Genomic DNA, 17,718 nt, shown 5'->3' on the forward strand with positions numbered 1-17,718 from the left:
ACGCCTCCCCGCAGACCGCCGCTGGCCACGACGAACCTCCGGACTGCTCGGTCCTGCCGGGGCGTCCGAGTGTGTACGGTGTCAACACACGTCGGGTGTTCTCGCTGCCGGTGGACCGGCCGCCAGTCTCGGACCGCCCACGACCTACGGAGGCAAGCGATGAGGCTTCTGCTCACCTCGGGCGGCGTCACGAACCCGAGCATCCGCGATGCATTGGTCGAGCTCCTGGGCAAGCCGATCGGGGAGTCGAGCGCGCTGTGCATCCCGACCGCGATGTACGGACACCCCTCGGTCGGCCCCGGCGTGAGGGCGTGGCAGTTCATCAGTGGGACCTCCGAGAACCCGATGGTCGACCTGGGCTGGAAGTCCGTCGGCGTGCTCGAGCTCACCGCGCTGCCGAGCATCGACGAGGAGCGCTGGATGCCCCTGGTCCGCGAGGCGGACGTCCTTCTCGTGGCGGGCGGCGACGTTCTCTACCTGTGCCACTGGATGCGGCAGTCCGGGCTGGCGGACCTGCTTCCGTCGCTGAGCGAGACGGTCTGGGTCGGGTTGAGCGCCGGGAGCATGGTCATGACCCCCGACGTCGGACAGGACTTCATCCAGTGGAGACCGCCGACCGGCGATGAGAGCACGCTGGGCCTCGTCGACTTCTCGATCTGCCCCCACCTGGCACCCGACGGCCTGCCGGGCAACTCCATGGCCGAGGCGGAGCATTGGGCGGCCGGCATCACGGGTCCGGCCTATGCGATGGACGACCAGACGGCGATCACGGTGGTCGATGGGACTGTCGAGGTCGTGTCAGAAGGACACTGGAGGCTCTTCCCCTCCTGACTCGACCGCACCGCCTCGCACCCAACTTCGCGGCACCGCGGGCAGCGTGGTCAGCGTGGACAGGTCGTTCCCGCTGCCCGACGCAGGGCGTCGATCCCGGACAGGACCAGGTCGAGACCCGGTTCGAACTCTCGGTCGAAGGTGTAGCCCGGTGCGAGCACGACGTTCTCGGCGAACCACGCCATGTTGGCGTAGGTCTCGAGGGCCGCACCGAACGGCTCCTCGCTGATCATCGCGGCGGCCTCGGGGCCGCTGTCGAACGGCAGCGTGGACTCCTGGAGGACGAAACCGTAGACGTAGGCGTCGAGCACGGCATACGCGTGGGCAACCTGTGCGGCCGAGAACCCGGCGGCCCGCAGGCAGGCGATGTTGGCGTCGTGGTAGCCGAGTGTTGCGGGGCCGGGCGCTCGGCGGGACTCCATGAGGGTCAGGGCCCAGGGGTGTCGGCGCAGCACGGCACGGACCGACAGGGATCGCCTTCGCAGCTCCGCGCGCCAGTCACCGTCGGCAGCGGGCAGGGCGACCTCGCCGTAGACGCGGTCGACCATGGCGTCGAGCAGGACTTCCTTGCCGGCGAAGTGGTGGTAGAGGGACATCGCCTCCACCCCGAGCTCCCGGGCGAGGCTGCGCATCGTCAGCTTCTCGATGCCGTGGGTGTCGGCGACCTCGAGAGCCGCGGTGACCACGGACTCCGGGCTGAGCTTGCGAGGCGGCATACGGCTCCTTGTCCTCGAGGCGTTGCTTTCCTTACGGCGTAATGCTACGTTGTCGCAAAACTTACAGTGTATGGAATGGAGGAACCGGCCATGGACGACCCGACCCACACCACCCCGGAGCTCGGTGCGATCGAGCACGGTCTGCCGGCGACCATGCGTGCCGCCTCACGGCGTGCCTACGGATCGGCGGCCGACGTCGTGGTCGACACGGTGCCGCGCCCCGAGCCCGGAGCCGACGAGGTCCTCGTAAAGGTCACGGCAGCCGGCCTGGACCGTGCCACCCTGCACCTGCTCGACGGGAAGCCCTACGTCGCCCGCGCCGCGCTCGGACTGCGGCGCCCGCGGCGGACCATCCTCGGCCAGCAGGTGGCCGGCGAGGTCGTCGCCCTGGGCGCCGACGTCACCGGTGTGTCGGTGGGCGACCGCGTCTTCGGCACGGCAGCCGGGTCCTACGCGGAGTATGCGGTCGCCAAGCCGTCCACCCTCGCGCGGACTCCCGAGGAGCTCACCGACGAGGACGCATCGACCCTCGGGGTCTCCGGAATCACGGCCCACGAGGCAGTCGTGGGCCAGGGCAAGGTGCGGCTCGGGCAGCACGTTCTCGTGCTCGGCGCGTCGGGCGCCGTGGGGACGTATGCGGTGCAGCTCGCCACCCATCTCGGCGCCCACGTCACCGGGGTGTGCAGTGCGACGAAGCTCGAGCTCGTCCGAGGCCTCGGCGCCGAGCGCGCGTTCGACTACCGGGCCAGCTCGCTCGCCGACCTGGGATCGGCCTTCGACGTGATCATCGACATCGCGGGGAACCGGCGGCTGGGCGAGCTGCGTTCGGCGCTCACTCCGGACGGTGCGCTCGTCATCGTCGGCGGAGAAGGTGGCGGCCCGTTCCTGGGCGGTATCCAACGCAATCTCTTTGCAGCAGTGACGAATCCCTTCACCCGCCAACGCCTTCAGTGGTTCGTCTCGATGCCGACCACGGAGCGGTGCACCCGGCTGGCCGAGCTGCTGACGGCCGGCTCGATCCAGCCACCGGTGGACCGTCGGGTGGGCCTGGAGGGGGTCAGGGGCGGCATCGAGGCGATGCAACGCGGCGAGCTGCGCGGTCACGTGATCGTCTGTCCGTGACCCGGACCTCACCGGCCGCAGTCGCAGCGCAGCCCGCCGAAGGGCGACCCTCGACCCGGTCGGGCCGACAACCTGCTGCCGGCTGCGTGTCATGGTTGGAGCGTGAGTGACGAGCTGCCCGCCCTGACGGTCGCGGATGGTGCCGCGTGGCGCGCCTGGCTTCACGAGCACCACGGTGACTCGCGGGGCGTGTGGCTGACCCTGGCCAAGAAGGGCGCCGACGCGCCGACGAACCTCACCTATGACGCCGCGCTCGAGGAGGCGCTCTGCCACGGCTGGATCGACGGGCAGGTCCGCGGCGGTGACGAGCGCAGCTACCGGCAGCGCTTCACTCCCCGTACTCCGCGCAGCGGGTGGTCGAAGCGCAACGTCGGCATCGTCGGGAGGCTGACGGCGGAAGGGCGCATGCACGCGGCGGGACTCGCCGCGGTGGAGCGGGCCCAGGCTGACGGCCGCTGGGACGCCGCGTATGCCGGACCGGCGAGCATCGAGGTGCCGACTGATCTCGCGGGCGCTCTCGACGCGAACCCTGCAGCACTGACGATGTTCGAGAAGCTCAACGGTCGCAATCGCTACTCCGTCCTCTACCGGGTCGAGACAGCGAAGCGTCCGGAGACCCGGCGCCGACGCATCGAGCAGCTCGTCGCCATGCTCGCCCGCGGAGAGACCCTCCACCCCAACACTGCGAGCGGGCAGGCTGACCACGACGGTGCATGACAGGTGCGCGGCCTCTCCCAGCCGGGCACTGCCGACCCTGCCGACACTGCCGACACTGCCGACACTGCCGAGCGGCACCCTGCTGCACGGCATACGTCAGCATGGGAGGTGCAGAGCACGGAAAGGGGGTCGGGCGTGACGCCGACCGGGTGGGCCTGGGTGGCGCTGGTCGCGCTTGCCGTCGGGCTGGCTGTCGCGACGTCCGCCCTGGTGCCCTGGCGGGTACCACGCCCGAGCAACGCCGCCAGAGCTGCGGCGCTGCGCGACGTCCCCGATGACGTGGTCTCCAGGGGTCGAGCCCTGCACGCCGCGCTCCGCCCGAGCTCCTACGGCTCGCTGCTGGTGGGACTCCTGACGGCACTGCTGCTCGGGCTCACGCCGGCAGGTGCCCGCATCGTCGCCTGGGCGGGGCAGCCGTTCGGCGGGAGCTGGCTCGCGGAGGCGGTGCTGGGCGGCCTGGCCATCCTCATGCTCACGTGGGTCGCGTCGCTGCCGTTCGCCGCGTGGCGCCACACCGTGCTGCGCGACTACGGACTGTCCACCCAGAGCTGGCGCGGCTGGGCGGGGGACCGGCTGAAGAGCGTCGTCATCGGGGCGGTGGCGGGCGCGGTCGTGCTCGCGGGGTTCTACACGCTGACTCAGGCCACGCCGCTCTGGTGGTGGGCATGGGCGGCAGCGGGTGCCGCTGCTCTCGTCGTCCTGCTGTCCTTCGTCGTGCCGGTCATCGTCGAGCCGGTGTTCAACCGGTTCACCCCGATGCCGGACGGCCCGCTGCGCGATGAGCTGGCCGCCTTGGCGGCCCACGACGGTATGCCGGTACGCGACGTCCTCGTCGCGGACGCGTCGCGTCGCACGACCGGGCTCAACGCCTACGTGTCCGGCTTCGGGGCCACGCGGCGCATCGTCGTCTACGACACGCTGCTGCGCGAGGCGCCCGCCGGCGAGGTCCGCAGCGTCGTCGCGCACGAGCTCGGCCACGCCAAGGACCGCGACCCCGAGACAGGCACACTCCTGGGGGCTGTCGGCACCGCGGCGGCGGTCGTGGCGCTCTACCTGCTGGGCGGCTGGGATGCCCTGCTCCAGCGAGCCGGGGTCGACTCCATCGCCTCGCCGAGGGCGATCGGGCTCGTCCTCGCCCTGGGGGCGCTGGCGGGCCTCGTCACCGGACCGCTGCAGAGCCTCGTCTCGCGCCGGGTCGAGGCCCGCGCCGACCAGCATGCGCTCCGGCTGACAGGTGACCCCGTCGACTTCGCCGCGATGCAGCTGCGCCTCGCCACCGTCAACATCGCCGACGTCCACCCGCCCCGCATCGAGTACCTGCTCTTCGCCAGCCACCCCGACACCGTCGAACGCCTGGCCGCGGCGCGCGAGGCCGCGGGCACGGCCTGAGAATCAGCCGGTTATCCTCCACGGCCATGAAGGGTCCGCAGGGTGTGACGATCCGTCAGGCGGTTCCCGATGACGCCGAGGCGCTGGCGCACCTGCATGTCCTCGTGTGGGAGGAGGCCTACAGCTCGCTCATGCCGGCCAGCATCTTCGAGTCGCGACGGGCGACCGTTCCCCGTCGGATCGAGGCCTGGCGGCAGAACCTCACGACCCCTGCGGCGCGGACCATCGTCGCCGAAGATCCCCACGGGCTGGTCGGATTCGCCAGTGTGGGCCCTCCCCGGGACGACGTGGGGGTCGACGACGAGCTCTGGGCTTTGTACGTGCGTGCCTCCGGGTGGGGGACAGGCGTCGGTCACGCCCTGCTCACGGAGGCGCTCGGGGACAGGCCTGCCTACCTCTGGGTTCTGCGCGGTAACGAGCGAGCCATCGACTTCTATCGCAGGCACGGGTTCGTCGAGGACGGCGCCGTCCGATCTGACGAGTACGGCACCGAGGACCGCATGGTCCGCTGACGTCTGCGCCGGGTCTACGCTGCGCAGATGACCCTGGAAGAGGTCGTCCGCTACGTGGAGTCGCTCCCGCACGTCAAGCGCAAAGGGACCGAGGCCCAGCCGGCCTGGTACGTCCATGACCGGCTCGTCGTACGCCAGCAGGACTCCCAGACGCTCGTGATCCGGGTCCCGCTGAGCAGGCGAGAGTCGTTGCTCGAGGAGTACCCGGACACCTTCGGGGTGCCGCCGCGCATGGAGGCGCACCACAAGGTCGAGGCCTACCTCGAGCAGGCCGAGCCCCAGGCTGTTCGCACGGCCATCGACCTCGCGTGGGAGATGCAGTGCCGGACGTCCGGAAGTCCCTAGGTCGCGGACAGGGTGCGGCGTCCTTGGGATGATGCCGACCATGACGAGCGCAGAGTCGTGATGCCCACGACCCCCACCGCCGACGACGACCGCGCCACCGAGGCCCGCGCCCTCCTCGCACACCTCGGCACCGCGATGATCGCGACCGGGCAGCCGGTGCAGGAGATCGAGGAGGAGCTCGCCGAGATCGCCGTCGAGCTCGGCTACCCCGACGTCCAGACCGCCGTCGGTCCCACGGGCCTCGTCGTCACCCTCACCGAGGGTGGCCCCGCGACGCAGCGCTCGGCGCCACCCGGGCTGCGCCTGCACCAGTCGGCGAGCGTGCGGCGCATCCGCTACCAGCTGCTGCAGGGCGAGCTGACGCTCGCGGCCGCGCGCGAGCAGCTCGCGGAGGTCGCGCGCCGCCCGGTGCGCCACCCGCTCTGGTTGGTCGCGCTCGCCTGGCCCGTGCTCGCCGTCGGCATCGCGCTCATCCTGCAGCCGGGCTGGGCCAACGTCGCCGCGGCCGCCGTCGGGGCGGTCATCGTCTTCGGTCTCGTCCAGCTGGCCGAGCGCTACCAGGTGGTCGCGGCGCTGCTGCCGACGCTCGCCGCCTTCCTCGTCTCCCTCGTCGTCTTCGGCGCCGCCAACGCCGGGCTGCTCGAAGGCCCGCTGCGCACGGTCCTGCCGCCTCTGGCCGTCCTGCTCCCCGGAGCGCTCGTCGTCAACGGCATGTCGGAGCTCGCCGCCGGGCACATGCAGGCCGGGTCGGCCCGCCTCACCTACGGCCTGGCGCAGCTCGGCCTCTTCGCGCTGGGCCTGCTGATGGCCACCGCCCTCCTCCGGGTGCCGACCTCGACGCTGACCAACCTCCGCGTCGACGAGATCGGCTGGGCCGGTGCCGCAGTGGGCCTCGTCCTCATCGGTATGAGCATCTGCCTCATGGAAGGTGTGGCGCTGCGCATGCAGGGGTGGGTGCTGCTCGTGCTGAGCCTTGCGTTCGCCGCCCAGGTCGGCGGGCAGGAGCTCGGCTCCATCGCCCTCGGCGGCTTCCTCGGCGCGATCGCCGCGAGCCTCGGAGCGAGCGTCGTCGAGATGCGCCGGCCGCAGCTGGCCCGCCTCGTCCTCTTCCTCCCGGCGTTCTGGCTGCTCGTTCCCGGCAGCCTCGGCCTCGTCGGCGTCACCGAGCTCGCCGCCGGTCGGGGCACGGCCACCGACGTCGCCCTGGAGCTCATCGGTGTCGCCATCGCCATCTCCCTCGGCCTGCTCGTCGGCTCCTCCCTCGGCCGCTCCCTCCGCGGGTGGCTGGCCGCGCCCACCGCCCGCTGACCGGCGAGGGGCCACCGCACACCACCGTTCGCACAGCAGCGGTATGCCGCGTGGCCGGAGGGGGCGGCCGATCTGGGATAGGGTGAGGAGCTGACCTTCGATTTTGAGTGGCCGGTGTCGATCACCATGCTGTGCATCGTCAACGGTTACGCGCAGTCGTGGCCTCTCTACACGAAGAACCCACGAGTCCATGCCGTTGCGATCCTGGCCGTGGCAGAGCACGAGCCGCAGGCGACGACCGGCACCTCCCCAACCCCGTCGGCGCACCCGACCGCAGCCTCGGTGACGGCGAGCGCCGAGGCCACGAAGTACGCGACTCTCTCGGATGCCGCCACACCAGACCATGTCGCGGTGTTCCAGCCCGTGGTGGTCGATCTCCCCGCCGCCCACCGAGTCGTGCTCCGCATCGACAGTGTCTACTCGGGCACAACGGTCGAGCGCCTGGCCGACACGTCGCTGTCCGAGATCGAGTTCTGGGCTGCTCGGTAGGAGTGGCGCACTGGTCACCCCACTCACTCGAGGTGCTGGTACCAGAGCGCAGGCAACCACGCGTCGCTTCTCGACCGCCCTCAGTCGCGAACTGTGCGCGTCGTGGAGTCCCACTTCGAGCGATGGAGGCGTGCGATGCCGTCGAGGATGACGTCGAGGGCGAAGTCGAACTCGAAGTCCTCGTCGCAGCCGGTGGCATCGGGTCGCCGGGCCCGCGCGTCGGCCGCGATGAGCATGATGCCGGGATAGTCCTGCGGGTCGGGCTCGCCCGACGTGCGGCGCTTGACCGGCTCCGGCTTCCCCGGAGTCTCGTTGAAGAGCTCGGGACTGAAACCCCAGATTCGGTTGCCGAGCAGGTGCATGACGTGGTGGGTCAGGTCGGCCGAGAAGCCCGCGCCGAGGAAGAGCTGGGTGAGGCGCTCCATGTGGCCCAGCACCGCCGGGGTCCGCAGCGTCCGCGTCTCGATCGCGCGCCGGGCCCACGGATGGGCGAGGACCACGGTCCGCGCCCCCAGGATCGTCTCCCGTACCGCCGCGCGCCAGCGGCGCGACGCGCCTGCCCCGGCGACGGGGATGTCGCCGATCACGATGGCGACCATGCCGTCGAGCAGGTCGTCCTTGTCGGAGACGTGCTTGTAGAGCGCCATCGGGACGACCCCCAGCGAATCCGCCAGCCGGCGCATGCTCACGGCGTCGAGCCCCTCCGTGTCGGCGAGGGCGACGGCAGCCCTGAGCACCCGCTCACGGCTGAGCGGCTCTCGAGTGACACCCGGGCCACGCGGCATACGACCTCCTGAGCTTGACGTGGTGTACATCGTACGCCTACCGTCGGATTGCAAGGGTGTACGCCGTACACCTCGATCCCACAGGAGTTCCGATGTCCCACCCACGCGTCCAGGCCCGAGTGGCCGCGCTGCTCTTCCTCATCACCTGGGTCACGTCGCTCGCGGCTGTCCCGCTCTATGGCGGCTCGGCCTTCGACGCAGCCGCGCCCCTCGCCGGGCGCACCTCGGTGCTCGTCGGCGCACTCCTCGAAGTCGGCCTCGCGGTGGCGGTGGTCGGCACGTCGGTCGCGCTCTACCCGCTGCTGCGGTCCCACGGGCACGGCTCCGCCATCGGCTACGTCGCCCTGCGGGGCCTCGAGGCAGGGGTGATCCTCCTCGGCGTCGTCGCGATCATCGCGGCTGTCGCCCGTCCGGCGACCACCGCGGGCCCCGGCGTCGATCCGGCCGTGACGGCAGGGTTCCACCTCCTCCACGACTGGACCTTCCTCGTGGGGCCGGGGCTCATCAACCCCGTCAATGCCGCAGTCCTCGCCGCCCTGCTGCTGCGCCGCCGGCTCGTGCCCCGCTTCATCCCCATCCTCGGTCTCGGAGGCGCGCTCCTCGTCGCGTTCATGAATGTCGGCGTGCTCTTCGGCCTGACGGGCACTCAACCCCTGGTCGCGCTTCCGCTCTTCGCGTGGGAGATCTCGCTCGCAGTCGTTCTCGTTCGGCGGGGCATTCGGCCAGCCGCGCCCGTCGCCGCCCAGCGAGCTGAGGTGCTGGCATCGTGAGTGCGACTGCGCCACAGGCGATTCCGTGGATGCGGCAGCCTGGTCGGCGGTTCTGGCTGCCCACTACTGCCGCCGTGCTCGCCGTGGCCGTTGTCGTCCTGCCCTTCCGGCTCGCAGCGGTCGGGCCCGGAGGCGGCTTCGCGGATGTGACCGCACTGGGCGACGCCGTGACCTCCGGCTTCGTCGACTTCTGGTCCGCGGGCGCTACCGACCTTCCTACCGACCTCGCGAAAGCCGTCGACTTCTGGGCCCGCTTCCACGTCGTCAAGGCGATCCTTGCGGCGGCACTGCTCGTGACCCTCGTCTCGCTCGGGCCGCGGGTGCTGGCCTCGTCAGTCCGCGCACGGAGCGTGCCGCAGCGTCTGCTCGCGGCTCTCGTCGTCCTTCTGCACGTGTCGGTCGCCGTGCTCGCCCTGCTCGTCGTGGTGGCGAACATCCAGGGAGCCGTTGCGCCGCTCTCCTCCGTGGTGGGGCTCATGACGGTCACCGGACCCGACCCCGAGCTCGCCGCGAGCACCGCGGAGGTGCGCCACGCCCTTGCCGCGGGGGAGCACCCGCCCGCTCTGGGCAGGCTGCTCGCCGACTTCACGACCTACCACGTGGTCATGGCGTGGCTCGGGGGCCTCGTGACGGTCGGGCTGGTCGTGACCGCAGTCCTGCTGTGGCGGCGACGTGCTCGCGTGGCGCGCACCGATCGACGCCTGCGACGGCTGGTTCTCGCCCTGGCCGGCGGGGTGCTCGTGCTCGCGGGGTTCTTCGGTGTCATCACCGCCGCCAACATCAGCACGGCCGCCCGCCCGGCTCCGGCGCTGCTCGGCTTCTTCCACGGTGGCGCGTGAGCTGACCGGCGGGCGTGCCGGGCTCAGTCCTCCATGCGGAAGCCGAGCTTGACGGTCACCTGCCAGTGCGCGACCGCCCCGTCGACGAGCTGACCGCGAATGTCCTTGACCTCGAACCAGTCGAGGTTGCGCAGCGTCGAGCTGGCTTTGGTGACGGCGTTGCCGACGGCGGCCTCGACGCCGTCGGGCGACGTTCCGACGACCTCGGAGATTGCGTAGACGTGGTTGGCCATGGTTCCTCGATCCGATCGACGCACCCGGACTCTCCGAGTCGCGGCTTTCACGCTAGTCGGGTGGCTGCCGTCGAGGACAGGATCTGTCGGGTCGGAGTCAGCCGACGACGCGGACGCCCTCGGGCAGCTCGGCGAGGCGCCGGGCCATGGCCGGGGGCGGGGGAGCGTCGCTGACGACGCCGGTGATGGCGTCCCACCCGCAGAGCAGCACGGGCGCCGAGGTCGTGAACTTGCTCGCGTCGACGAGCAGGACGATGCGCTCGGCGATGCCCATGAGGGCGAGCTTCGTCGGGCGCTCGTTGTCGGTCGAGACGTAGATGCCGTGCTTGTCGACGGCCGCGGCGCCGAGCAGGAGCGTGTCGACGCGCAGGCCGTTCGTGGCCTCGACCGTGCGCGGCCCGACGAAGGCCTGGCTGCTCGGCAGCAGCTCGCCCCCGAGACCGACGACGCGCGCGAGGCCTCGCGTCAGGGCCAGCTGCATCACCGGCACGGAGTGGGTGACGACGGTGCCGACGAAGTCCGGGGGAAGCGCCTGCATCGCGGCATACGTCGTGGTGCCCGCGTCGATGGCCACCGTGGCCCGGCTGTCGAGGGCTCGGGCCGCGGCCTCGCCGATCGCCTGCTTGCCCTCGGCGTGCTCCTCGGCGCGCCCGGTGAACTCCGGAGAGTGCAGGGCGGGCCGTAGCGCGCTCACCCCGCCGTGGACGATGCGAACCCGGCCGTCACGGGCGAGCTTGCGCAGGTCGCGACGCACGGTCATGTCGGAGACCCCGAGCCGCCGGGTCAGCTCGGTGACCGACACGAAGCCGGCGCCCTCGACCGTGTCGAGGATGCTCTGGCGGCGTTCGGGAGCGGTGTCGTAGCGCAGCGCAGAGACCTCGCCCATGGCGTCCCCGACCGGCTGCTTCACGGAACCAGCATACGGGGGGCGCGAAGTTCTCATCACGAGAGTGTTGACTTTCCAACATTCACTGTTAGCGTATCAACATACCCATCACGCAGCCCGAAGGAGTGCTGGAGCGCATGACCTCACGACACGGCATCGAGGCGGTCTTCGTCGGAGTGGCCACGCTGGACGCCATCGCTCTCGTCCCCGGCTTCCCCGGCGCCGACGAGCGCATCGTGGCCGACGAGATCGCGTATGCCGGTGGGGGCCCCGCCGCGACGTCTGCCGTCGCGGCCTCCCGCCTCGGCGTGCGCAGTGCCTTCGTCGGCACCGTCGGTGACGACGCCAACGGCCGCGCCGTCCTCGCGGGGCTGGAGGCAGAGGGGGTCGACGTCAGCGGCGTGTCCGTGTCTGCAGGGGAGTCCACCGCGGCGAGCGTCGTCATCGTCGACCGCAGCCGGGGCACCCGGGCGATCTGCAACCGCCCTGCCCCGCGCATCGACATCTCGGCCGGCGCCGACCTCATCGCCGCCGCGCCGATCGTCCACGTCGACCACGCGGGGTGGGAGCCGGTGCACCGCGCCGGGCTCGTCACTGACGCGGGGCGCCTCAGTGTCGACGCCGGCAACCCCGTCGTCGGCTTCGACCCCCGGGGCGTCGGCCTCTACGTGCCGACCGTCGAGGCCCTGCGCCGGATCCACGGGGAGTCGCTCTCGGTCGACGAGCTGCTCGTGGCGAGCATCGCCCAGGGCTGCCGGATCGTCGTGGCGACGGACGGTGCGCACGGGTCCTACGCCCTGTCGGCCGACGGCCGGAGTGCGCACGCCCCGGGGCATGCGGTCGAGGTGCTCAGCACCCTCGGCGCCGGCGACGTCTTCCACGGCGCCCTCGTCGCAGCCGTCGTGCGCGGCCTGCCGCTCGCCGATCAGCTCGCGTTCGCCAACGTGACGGCGGCGCTGTCGTGCCGCGGACTCGACGGGCGCTCGCGCATTCCCCACCTTCCCGAGGTGCTCGCGGCCATCGGTCACGACCCTGCGGGCCCCGCCGCCACCGGCAGCGACAGCGGCGACAGCGGCGACAGCGGCGACAGCGGCGACAGGGCAGCGGCCTCGCCCGCCGCCCACTGACCCTCCGATCACCCTCGACCTCGCGAGGTCGACCACCCACCCAGGGAGCAGGCATGACCGACATCACCGATGAGACCCCGACGAGCAGGCGCTACGGCCTGGCGGACGTGGCGCGACCGAGTGGCGGGTTCGCCATGCTCGCCGTCGACCAGCGCGAGGCGATGCGCGCGATGTTCGCCGAGCACCAGAGCGAGCCCGTCACCGACGCCCAGCTCCGAGACTTCAAGGTCGCGGCCACACGGGTGCTCACGCCGTATGCGTCGGCGGTGCTCGTCGACAAGCAGTTCGCCTTCGACGCCGTCGTCGACGCGGGAGCCGTGGCATCGACCTGCGGCCTCATCGCCGCGGCCGACCACTTCATCGCCGGCAACGGCGAGTTCGTGACCGCTGTCGAGATCGACCACGACGTCGACCCGGCTGCGGTGCGCGAGCAGGGTGCCGTCGCCATGAAGCTGCTCGTCATCCACCGCCCCGACGAGGCGGCCTCCGGGCGCATCGAGATGGTCGAGGAGTTCGTCGACCGCTGTCGGGCCGCTGGGCTCGTCAGCATCATCGAGCCGGTCGCCAAGGCGCCCCGCGCCGGTGGGGACTGGGACTCGGAGGCCTGCATCATCGAGGCGGCCCGTGAGCTCGGCTCCCTCGGCGCCGACCTCTACAAGGCCGAGGTGCCGTTCAAGGGGCAGGGCAGCGAGGACGAGATCCGCCGGGCCTGTGCCGAGATCACGGCCGCGGTCTCGTCGCCGTGGGTCGTCCTGTCCTCCGGCGTGCCGGCCGACCTCTTCCCGCGGTCCGTCGAGCTCGCCTGTCGTGAGGGCGCCTCCGGCTTCCTCGCCGGACGAGCCGTGTGGGCCTCGGTCATCGGCAGCGATGACGTCGTGCGCGACCTCCACGAGGTCTCGATCCCCCGCCTCCAGCGGCTGGGGCAGATCGTCGACGAGGTCGTGCAGTCATGAGCGCCACCACCGACGCGACCGACGCGGCCGCGACGACCGCCCCGACGGCCCGGACCGCCGCGGTCGACGGCACCGCCCCCCGGGTCGTCCTCGTTCCCACCGCGCGGCCCACCTTCGCCGTCGACGTGGCTCGCCGCCTCGCCGACGAGGCCCGCGCCCTGCTCGTGGAGCTCGGCGCCGAGGTCACGGGGCCGACCGACCTCGTCATGACGCCCGACGACGTCGAGGCCGCCAAGACCTTCCTCACCGGCGAGGCCGACCTCGTCGTCAACGTCTGCGCGTCCTTCTCCGACGCGACTCCCGCCCTCGAGCTCTACGGCGAGCTCGACCAGCCGGTCCTGCTCTGGTCGTTCCGTGAGCCCGGCCCGGTCGGCGACCGGCTCTGGCTGAACTCGATGTGCGGTGCCAACCTCTTCGGCCACGCCCTCGTCGTCCACGCCCAGCGCACCCCGCGCCTGCTCTACGGCAACCCCGACGAGGCGGCCACGCGGCATACCCTCGAGGCGGCGCTCGCCGGGCAGCTGCCCGCCGTCGTGCCGGCACCGACGGCGCAGGGGCCCCGCGCCGATGCCGCCGGGGTGCAGGCCGCCCTCGGCTCGCTGCGCGGGCGGCGCCTGGGTCTCGTCGGCGACGCGCCCCCCGGCTTCACCCCCAGCCAGTACGACGGCGAGCTCCTCGAGCGTCTCTTCGGCATCGAGATCGACGAGATCCCCGTCGAGTCGATGTTTGCCTGCGTCGACGAGGTGACCGACGACGAGGCGGAGGCGGAGCACGCCGCAGCGCTCGACGCGCAGCCGTCGCTGGCCGCCGTAGACGGCGGCCAGGCGCTGACATCGGCTCGCATCACGACCGCGATGCGCGGCTGGCGCGACCGGGAGTCCTTGTCGGGCATGGCGATCCGCTGCTGGCCGGAGTTCCCGACCCAGCTCGGCGCCTGCCCGTGCTCCTCGCTCTCGCGGGTCGCCGACGAGGGCACACCCACCGCCTGCGAGCGCGATGTCTACGGCGCCGTCACGATGCTCCTGATGGAGGCGCTCGGCTCCGGCACGACGTATCTCGTCGACACCGTCGACCTCGACGGCGACCGCAACGTCGTGCGCCTCTGGCACTGCGGCGCCGCCGCCACGTCCCTCGCCGAGAACCCCTCGGACGCAACGCAGTTCACCCACTGCAACCGCAAGCTGGGCGTGGCGGGCAACTTCCCGCTGCGCACGGGACCGGTGGTCATGGCCCGCCTCACGGAGGACCCCGCCCGACCGGGAAACCTCCGCCTGCTGCTCGCCTCCGGCGAGTCCGTGCCCGAGCCGAATCGCTTCCAGGGCAACACCGCCGCCGTCCGGCTCGACGGCGATGCAACGCAGTTCGTCACCGGTCTCGTGACCGGCGGCTTCCCCCACCACACCGTCCTCGCGTGGTCCGACGTGCGTCCGCAGCTGCGTGCCGCCGCCGACCTCCTGGGGATCACGGTCGTCGACTGGTAGTTCCAGCAGGATCTGAAGGAGAGACAACGATGTCCGACCAGAACAGCACCCTCAGCCGACGCCGACTCCTGCACGGACTCGGTGCCGTGGGCCTCGGAGGCGCCCTCAGCGCCTGCGTCGGCCCGACGATCACCTCGCGCGGCAGCGGCTCCGCCACGGGCGGCGCTGCAGCGCAGGTGCTCCCGCCGGTCAGCGACACACCCGCGACCGGCAGCGTGTCCTTCGCCCACTGGCGCGCCGAGGACAAGGCCGTCTTCGACACGCTCATCGCCTCGTTCGTCAAGGCCAACCCCAAGGCCACTGTCACGCAGGACATCTCGCCGTCCAACGACTACCAGAGCACGGCCCTGCAGAAGATTAAGGGCGGCACCATCGGCACCGCCTTCGTCGCCTTCCGCGGCGCGCAGTTCGTCAACATGAACAAGGCCGGGCTGTATGCCGGTCTGGGGGCGCAGCCCTTCGTCGACGGGTACTTCGCCGAGCTCATCAAGGCGGGTCAGGCGACGAGCCGGGCGCAGATGGGCCTGCCGTACCAGCTCGTCTTCAACATGCCGATCTTCAACGAGGACGCCTTCGAGGCCGCTGGAGTGGGCTCGGTCCCCACCGACTGGGACGGGTTCCTCGCGCTCTGCGAGACGCTCAAGTCCAAGGGGCTCACGCCGATCGCCTGGCCCGGCGGCGAGCCCGCCAACTCCGGCCAGCTCATCAACTCGATGGCCATGAACAACATGCCGACCGACACGGCCTTCGCCGACATCGAGGCCGGCACGCGCAAGGTCACCGACGACTGGTTCCTCGCGATGCTGAAGCAGTACCAGCAGCTCACCCCCTACTTCGAGGCCAACTCGACTGGCACGAGCTCGGAGCCGCTCCAGCAGCTCTTCGCCAGCGGCAAGGCCGGCATGCTCGCCACCGGCTCCTTCCACATCGGGGCGGTGCGCAAGCTCGGCGCGAAGTTCCCCATCGGGCTCATCGCCCCGATCACCGTCGCCGCCGACAAGGCCAAGTACGAAGGCATCTACAACGCGACGTTCATCCTCGGCGTCAACGCCGCGGGCACCGGCCAGGATGCAGCCCTCAAGTGGGTGGAGTTCCTCTCCGACCCCGTCAACGCAGCGGTCTACGCCAACGGCACGTCGCAGCACGTGACCGTCAAGAACGTCGACTACACGAACCCCGACCTCAAGCACAACGCGTCGTGGCTCGCGAAGAAGACACTGCTCGCACCCCGCTTCCAGTTCACCAACCTCGACATCCGCGCCGCCGTGGAGGCGGCCTGCGTCGCGGTCGTGGGCGGCACCTCGCCGGACCAGGCGGCCGAGAAGGCACAGGCCGTCATCGACCAGAAGCGGAAGTGACGCCATGTCGACGACCCTGACCCCGGCGAGCCCACCCGAGACCCCGACCCTCCCGACGTCGGAGAAGCCATCCGGTCGCAGCCCCATGGCGGCGCACCCCGCGCTCTGGCTCTTCCCGGTGCCGGCGCTCGTGCTCTACGTGACCTTCTTCGTCATCCCGACGATCCAGGGCGTGGTCTACTCCGTCACCGACTGGGACGGCTTCAGCCCGACCGCACAGTTCGTCGGTCTCGACAACTTCATCACGATCTTCACCAACGACGACCTCTTCCGGAACGCCTTCAGCAACAACATCAAGTTCATGCTCGTCGTCGTCGTGTTCCAGACGATCTTCTCGCTCGTCCTCGCCGTCTTCCTCACGAGGAACTCGAAGTCGTCGGTCGCCCTGCGCTCGATCTTCTTCTTCCCGACGATCCTCTCGAGCGTCTCGGTCGCCTTCATCTGGAAGTTCATCTACGACCCGAACTTCGGGCTCATCAACACGGTGCTCGACGCCGTCGGCCTCGACCAGTTCCAGAGCGCCTTCCTCGGCAACGACGCGCAGGCGATCTACTGGGTCGCGATCACCCAGGTGTGGTTCCACGTCGGCCAGATGATGATCATCTACATCGCCGGCCTGCAGCAGATCCCGCAGGAGCTCTACGAGTCGGCACAGACAGACGGGGCGAGCCGGTGGCAGCAGTTCCGCCACATCACCCTGCCGATGGTGGCGCCCGCCACGGCCATCGTCATGGCCTACACGACGGTGCAGTCGTTCAAGGCCTTCGACCTCATCCTCGGCCTCGGCGGCAACCCGCCCAAGAGCTCCCTCGACATCCTGTCGACACGCATCTACTCGGGCTTCGCCAACTCCCAATTCGGTTATGCCGCAGCGGAGTCGCTCGTCTTCATGGCCTTGATCGCCAGCATCACCTGGATCCAGCGTCGGGCCGTCAAGGCCACCAACCCGGACGTGTGAGGAGAGCACCATGCGATACCAACTGACCCGCCGCGCCGTCCTCGCGGTGTATGCCGTGCTCGTGATCGTGCCGCTCGTCGTCGTGATCTTCGGCAGCTTCAAGACGAGCCAGGAGCTCTTCGCCTCGCCCTTCGCGCCGCCCACCGACTGGCAGAGCGGCAACTACCAGAAGGTCATCGGGGAGTCCGGCCTCGGCATCGCCTTCCGCAACAGCGTCATCGTCACCGGCCTCTCGGTGCCGCTGACCCTCTTCATCGCGAGCCTTGCGTCCTATGGCATCGCCCGCACGACGGGCTGGAAGAGCGCCCTGCTCTTCGGCTTCATCGTCCTCGGCATGGCCGTACCGGCGCAGGCCAACATGATCCCGCAGTACGTCCAGTTCGAGACGTTCGGCCTGACGAACTCGCTCTTCGGCCTCGTGCTCATCAACATCGTCACGACGCTGCCGATCGCCGTCTTCATCATGACGGGCTTCCTCAAGACGCTGCCCAAGGAGCTCTTCGAGGCGGCGGCGGTCGACGGGTCCGGGCCGTGGCGCACCTACCACTCGGTCGTCCTCCCGGTGTCGGTGCCATCGCTGTCGGCCACCGCGATCTTCCTCTTCGTCATCCACTGGAACGACCTGCTCTACCCGCTGCTCTTCATCAACGAAGCGGAGAAGCGGACCATCCCCGTTGCGCTCCTGTCCTTCCAGGGCGAGTTCCTCACCGACTACCCGCTGCTGTTCACCGGCGTCGTCGTGGCCTCCGCGCCCATCGTCATCGCCTACGTCTTCCTCCAGCGCTACTTCGTCGCCGGCATCACCGCCGGCGCCGTGAAGGGATGACCGTGCACCCGTCACCGTCCACGACGTCCACGCCGGCCGCGTCCGGCCCCGCCGAAACGCTCCTGCTCCGTCG

The 17,718-nt window shown here is 70.7% G+C and carries 20 protein-coding genes; 16 read left to right on the top strand and 4 right to left on the bottom strand.

From position 1 onward, the window contains the following. Positions 1-159 precede the first annotated feature (159 nt). Positions 160-831 carry a Type 1 glutamine amidotransferase-like domain-containing protein gene (locus FBY41_RS22370; protein WP_141847364.1) on the top strand — a complete coding sequence of 224 codons (672 nt, stop codon included), beginning with the start codon at positions 160-162 and terminating at the stop codon, positions 829-831. Positions 832-881: 50 nt separating this feature from the next. Here the strand turns inward: FBY41_RS22370 and FBY41_RS22375 are convergent, their stop codons facing one another. After that, the gene (locus tag FBY41_RS22375; RefSeq protein ID WP_141847366.1) at positions 882-1,547 is read right to left on the bottom strand and encodes a TetR/AcrR family transcriptional regulator; all 666 of its coding nucleotides are present in this window, start codon (positions 1,545-1,547) and stop codon (positions 882-884) included. 90 nt (positions 1,548-1,637) lie between these two features. On the opposite strand from FBY41_RS22375, the gene FBY41_RS22380 reads away from it, so the two are divergent. From FBY41_RS22380 to FBY41_RS22410, 7 genes are all read left to right on the top strand, one after another. Then, complete coding sequence (locus FBY41_RS22380) at positions 1,638-2,669, top strand: NAD(P)-dependent alcohol dehydrogenase (protein ID WP_185749217.1); 1,032 nt, start codon at positions 1,638-1,640, stop codon at positions 2,667-2,669. Between the two features lie 102 nt (positions 2,670-2,771). Then, positions 2,772-3,386: a YdeI/OmpD-associated family protein gene (locus FBY41_RS22385; RefSeq protein ID WP_141847370.1), complete on the top strand. Its 615-nt coding sequence runs from the start codon at positions 2,772-2,774 to the stop codon at positions 3,384-3,386. Positions 3,387-3,521: 135 nt separating this feature from the next. Then, complete coding sequence (locus FBY41_RS22390) at positions 3,522-4,775, top strand: M48 family metallopeptidase (protein ID WP_141847372.1); 1,254 nt, start codon at positions 3,522-3,524, stop codon at positions 4,773-4,775. A gap of 26 nt (positions 4,776-4,801) precedes the next feature. Continuing rightward, complete coding sequence (locus tag FBY41_RS22395) at positions 4,802-5,287, top strand: GNAT family N-acetyltransferase (protein ID WP_141847374.1); 486 nt, start codon at positions 4,802-4,804, stop codon at positions 5,285-5,287. A 27-nt stretch (positions 5,288-5,314) separates the two neighbouring features. Continuing rightward, a complete protein-coding gene (locus tag FBY41_RS22400) occupies positions 5,315-5,632 on the top strand; it encodes a hypothetical protein (RefSeq protein ID WP_141847376.1) in 318 nt (105 codons plus the stop codon). A 60-nt stretch (positions 5,633-5,692) separates the two neighbouring features. After that, a complete protein-coding gene (locus FBY41_RS22405; protein ID WP_141847378.1) occupies positions 5,693-6,940 on the top strand; it encodes a threonine/serine ThrE exporter family protein in 1,248 nt (415 codons plus the stop codon). Positions 6,941-7,054: 114 nt separating this feature from the next. Beyond that, positions 7,055-7,429: a hypothetical protein gene (locus tag FBY41_RS22410; RefSeq protein WP_141847380.1), complete on the top strand. Its 375-nt coding sequence runs from the start codon at positions 7,055-7,057 to the stop codon at positions 7,427-7,429. 80 nt (positions 7,430-7,509) lie between these two features. Here FBY41_RS22410 and FBY41_RS22415 read toward each other — a convergent pair whose 3' ends face one another. Continuing rightward, positions 7,510-8,214, bottom strand: coding sequence for a TetR/AcrR family transcriptional regulator (locus tag FBY41_RS22415; protein ID WP_141847382.1), 705 nt, complete (start codon positions 8,212-8,214; stop codon positions 7,510-7,512). Positions 8,215-8,306: 92 nt separating this feature from the next. Between FBY41_RS22415 and FBY41_RS22420 the strand changes: the two genes are divergently transcribed. Next, the gene (locus tag FBY41_RS22420; RefSeq protein ID WP_141847384.1) at positions 8,307-8,984 is read left to right on the top strand and encodes a DUF4386 domain-containing protein; all 678 of its coding nucleotides are present in this window, start codon (positions 8,307-8,309) and stop codon (positions 8,982-8,984) included. Between the two features lie 29 nt (positions 8,985-9,013). Continuing rightward, entirely contained in the window at positions 9,014-9,823 is an 810-nt protein-coding gene (locus FBY41_RS22425) for a hypothetical protein (protein ID WP_185749218.1), read from the top strand. A gap of 23 nt (positions 9,824-9,846) precedes the next feature. Here the strand turns inward: FBY41_RS22425 and FBY41_RS22430 are convergent, their stop codons facing one another. Further along, positions 9,847-10,056, bottom strand: coding sequence for a dodecin (locus tag FBY41_RS22430; protein ID WP_141847388.1), 210 nt, complete (start codon positions 10,054-10,056; stop codon positions 9,847-9,849). A 97-nt stretch (positions 10,057-10,153) separates the two neighbouring features. Further along, a complete protein-coding gene (locus FBY41_RS22435) occupies positions 10,154-10,966 on the bottom strand; it encodes a DeoR/GlpR family DNA-binding transcription regulator (RefSeq protein WP_185749219.1) in 813 nt (270 codons plus the stop codon). 113 nt (positions 10,967-11,079) lie between these two features. Between FBY41_RS22435 and FBY41_RS22440 the strand changes: the two genes are divergently transcribed. The 6 genes from FBY41_RS22440 to FBY41_RS22465 are packed head-to-tail and all read left to right on the top strand — an operon-like array spanning position 11,080 to position 17,645. Beyond that, a complete protein-coding gene (locus tag FBY41_RS22440) occupies positions 11,080-12,069 on the top strand; it encodes a PfkB family carbohydrate kinase (protein WP_141847392.1) in 990 nt (329 codons plus the stop codon). Between the two features lie 53 nt (positions 12,070-12,122). Further along, complete coding sequence (locus FBY41_RS22445) at positions 12,123-13,022, top strand: aldolase (protein WP_141847394.1); 900 nt, start codon at positions 12,123-12,125, stop codon at positions 13,020-13,022. Beyond that, positions 13,019-14,503 carry a hypothetical protein gene (locus tag FBY41_RS22450; RefSeq protein ID WP_141847396.1) on the top strand — a complete coding sequence of 495 codons (1,485 nt, stop codon included), beginning with the start codon at positions 13,019-13,021 and terminating at the stop codon, positions 14,501-14,503. The genes FBY41_RS22445 and FBY41_RS22450 overlap by 4 nt, the downstream gene beginning before the upstream one ends. A gap of 29 nt (positions 14,504-14,532) precedes the next feature. After that, positions 14,533-15,861 carry an ABC transporter substrate-binding protein gene (locus FBY41_RS22455; protein ID WP_141847398.1) on the top strand — a complete coding sequence of 443 codons (1,329 nt, stop codon included), beginning with the start codon at positions 14,533-14,535 and terminating at the stop codon, positions 15,859-15,861. A 4-nt stretch (positions 15,862-15,865) separates the two neighbouring features. After that, complete coding sequence (locus tag FBY41_RS22460) at positions 15,866-16,819, top strand: carbohydrate ABC transporter permease (protein WP_141847399.1); 954 nt, start codon at positions 15,866-15,868, stop codon at positions 16,817-16,819. A 10-nt stretch (positions 16,820-16,829) separates the two neighbouring features. After that, on the top strand, positions 16,830-17,645 hold the full coding sequence (locus FBY41_RS22465; protein WP_141847401.1) for a carbohydrate ABC transporter permease: 816 nt from the start codon (positions 16,830-16,832) through the stop codon (positions 17,643-17,645). The last annotated feature ends 73 nt before the right edge of the window (positions 17,646-17,718 follow it).

It is taken from the genome of Humibacillus xanthopallidus (genome assembly GCF_006716675.1).
Classification (GTDB): Bacteria; Actinomycetota; Actinomycetes; order Actinomycetales; family Dermatophilaceae; genus Humibacillus; species Humibacillus xanthopallidus_B.